This is a genomic window from Micromonospora maritima (genome assembly GCF_902825405.1).
Lineage (GTDB): Bacteria > Actinomycetota > Actinomycetes > Mycobacteriales > Micromonosporaceae > Micromonospora > Micromonospora maritima.
In genome coordinates, this window is record NZ_CADEAU010000613.1 from 1 (window position 1) to 2820 (window position 2820).

Below are 2820 nucleotides of genomic sequence, written 5' to 3' on the forward strand. Positions count from 1 at the left end.
CCGGCGCAGCCTGGCTCTGTTCGGGTACGGCCCGAAGACCCTCGCCCGGATCCTGCGGATGCGCCGTGCGCTCGACCTGGCCCACGCCGGCGCGCCGCTCGCCGAGGTCGCCGCCCGGACCGGGTACGCCGACCAGGCCCACCTCACCCGGGACGTCCGGGAGTTCGCCGGCATGCCCCCGACGCGCCTGCTCGCCGAGGCCGGCGGCTGACCCGGCGCGGGTGGCCGGTCCCGACCAAGGTGCCCGGGCGGGTGGTCAGTCGGCGGGCAGCGGCGCGAACAGGTCGACGCCGTTGCCGTCCGGGTCGTGCAGGACCGCGTACCGCTGGCCCCAGAAGGCGTCCCACGGCGGCAGTTCCCCGTGGTGGCCCGCGGCGGTCAGCTCGGCGTACCAGCGGTCCACCTCCGCCGGGTCCGCGCAGCGGAAGGCCAGGTTCATCCGCGGGCTGCCGGTGGCCGGGACGAAGCGCGGGTGGAAGCCGCGGACCACCTCCACGGTGTCCCAGGCCAGCCGGACGCCGGAGGGCAGGGTGACCTCCACGTGGGGTTCCGTCTCGGCGCCGGGCGGGATCGGCAGCCCCAGCCGGCGGTAGAAGTCGAGCGTGCGGGCCATGTCGGTGACGACCGTCCCGACGAGATCGAACTGCGGTGTCATGGCCGCCACGCTAGGCCGCGCGGGCCCCTGCGGTCTTGAACGGATCGGACGGGGGACGAGTCACGGGTGTGCCGGCGCGTCCGGTTCCCGGGGCGTACGGTGGGTGACAAGTCCGGCTTTGAGCAATAAAGCTCGCATACCGGGCTGCGCTCCGATGACCGGCAAGGGGAAGGAAAGTAGCCGTGACGCACCTGGCCTACCTGGACGCGGGATCCGGCAGTCTGATCGTGCAGGCGGTGGTCGGCGGGGTGGCCGGAGTGGCCGTGGCCGCCAAGCTCTACTGGCGCCGCCTGGTGTCCCGCTTCCGCCGTCAGCCCACCGACCAGGGCTGACCGGCGTGACGGTCCCCGACACCGGCGTACGCGTCGAGCCCGGCTCCTTCCGCGACCCCGGCAACCGCGTCTTCCACCGCGGCGACGAGGTGCTGCGCGGCCTCGACGAACGCTCCGCGCGCGACTGGCGGGCGCTGTCCGCCGCCGACTTCTTCCGGAACCTGACCGCCGCCGGCCACGTCGTCGGCACCGAGGAGCTGACGCCGACGCCCGTCGACGCGCCCTGGGCCGCGGTGCTGCGCCACGACCGGATCCCGTTCGTGTCGCACCCCTACGAGTGGTCCTGCGCGATGCTGCGCGACGCGGCGCTGCTGCACCTGGACGTGCTCGGCGCGGCGCTGGACGCCGGCTTCACCACCAAGGACGGGTCGGCCTACAACGTGCAGTGGCGGGGCGCCCGGCCGGTCTTCATCGACGTCGGCTCCTTCGAGGCACTGCGCGACGGCGAGCCCTGGGCCGGCTACCGGCAGTTCTGCCAGACCCTGCTCTACCCCCTGCTCGTCCAGGCCCACCTCGGCCTGGACTTCCAACCGTTCCTGCGGGCCCGAATCGACGGGATCGAGCCGGACCAGATGCGCCGGCTGTTCGCCGGGACCCGACGCTTCCGGGCCGGCGTGCCCACCCACGTGCACCTGCACGGCGCGATGCAGGCCCGCAACTCCGCCGCCAGCACCAGCGACGTACGCGCCCAGCTGCGCGACGCCGGCTTCTCCCGGGAACTGGCCCGGGGCACCGTGCGCGGGCTGGCGAAGCTGGTCCGCCGGCTCGACCACCGGCCCGGGGACAGCCACTGGTCGGACTACCAGCGGACCTGCGCGTACTCGGTGCCGGACCGGCAGGCCAAGGAGACCTTCGTCGACCGGGCGGTGGCCGCCACCGCCCCCGGCACGGTGCTGGACCTGGGCGCCAACGACGGCCGGTACGCCCGCATCGCCGCCCGGCACGCCGCGCACGTGGTCGCGGTCGAGCAGGACCCGGCCGTGGTCGACGCGCTCTACCGCGCCCTGCGCGACGAGGGGGAGCAGCGCATCCTGCCGCTGGTGCTGGACCTGGCCGACCCGTCGCCCGGCGGTGGCTGGCGCGGCGTCGAGCGGGCCGCGTTCGCCGACCGGGCCCGCGCCGACGTGGTTCTCGCCCTGGCGCTGGTCCACCACCTGGCGATCGGTCGCAACGTCCCGCTGCCGGAGGTGCTGGACCAGCTCACCGCGTTCACCGCGACCGGCGGCGCCCTGGTGGTGGAGTTCGTCCACCCGGAGGACCCGATGGCCCGCCGGCTGCTGGCCAACAAGCCGGACGGGCTCTTCCCCGACTACCGGCGGGACGCCTTCGAGGCGTTGCTGGCCCGCCGCGGACGGGTGGTCGCCCGCACCGAGCTGCCGTCCGGCACCCGCACGCTCTACCAGGTGGTGGTGGGTGGCTGAGGACGTCCTCGCGCCACCACGGGAGCGCCCGCCGGACACCGACCGGCCACGGCGGCGGGTCGGCTGGCGGGCCGAGGCGGCGCGGCTGGCCGAGGTGGTGGCACTGGTCGGGCTGGTGGTCACCCAGCCCTTGCTGGACGTGCTCGGCCGCAGCCCGGACTTCTTCCTGTTCCACCGCGCCGCGAGCGGCGACGTGCTGCTCCTGGTCGCCCTGATCGCACTGGTGCCGACGCTGCCGTTCGCGGCGCTCGGCGCGCTGTCCCGGCTCGCCGGACGCGTCACCCGGGCCGTGGTGCACACCGTGACCGTGGGCCTGCTGCTCGCCGCGCTGGCGGTCCAGGTCGGCCGGCACGTCACGCCGCTGCGCGGCGTACCCCTGCTGGTCGTGGCCGGGCTGGCCGGGGCCGCCGGG

Annotated in this window: 4 protein-coding genes and 1 pseudogene; 4 read left to right on the top strand and 1 reads right to left on the bottom strand. The window is 75.3% G+C overall.

From position 1 onward, the window contains the following. Positions 1 to 211, top strand: a 211-nt coding sequence (locus HUW36_RS29930) for a helix-turn-helix domain-containing protein (protein WP_174531163.1), incomplete at its 5' end; no start/stop codon positions are given. A 45-nt stretch (positions 212 to 256) separates the two neighbouring features. On the opposite strand, the gene HUW36_RS29935 is transcribed toward HUW36_RS29930, so the two are convergent. Beyond that, positions 257 to 655, bottom strand: coding sequence for a VOC family protein (locus tag HUW36_RS29935; RefSeq protein WP_174531164.1), 399 nt, complete (start codon positions 653 to 655; stop codon positions 257 to 259). A gap of 182 nt (positions 656 to 837) precedes the next feature. On the opposite strand from HUW36_RS29935, the gene HUW36_RS29940 reads away from it, so the two are divergent. From HUW36_RS29940 to HUW36_RS29950, 3 genes and pseudogenes are all read left to right on the top strand, one after another. Further along, positions 838 to 987, top strand: coding sequence for a hypothetical protein (locus HUW36_RS29940; protein WP_172967795.1), 150 nt, complete (start codon positions 838 to 840; stop codon positions 985 to 987). A gap of 5 nt (positions 988 to 992) precedes the next feature. Beyond that, positions 993 to 2408 carry a methyltransferase domain-containing protein gene (locus tag HUW36_RS29945; protein ID WP_174531165.1) on the top strand — a complete coding sequence of 472 codons (1416 nt, stop codon included), beginning with the start codon at positions 993 to 995 and terminating at the stop codon, positions 2406 to 2408. Then, positions 2401 to 2820: pseudogene (locus HUW36_RS29950) on the top strand (sulfatase-like hydrolase/transferase); the annotation flags it as partial. The gene HUW36_RS29945 and the pseudogene HUW36_RS29950, both read left to right, overlap by 8 nt.

Bases quoted from the DNA above. Each gene is read 5' to 3' on its own strand.
- HUW36_RS29935 (WP_174531164.1), bottom strand. From the start codon at position 655: ATGACACCGCAGTTCGATCTCGTCGGGACGGTCGTCACCGACATGGCC.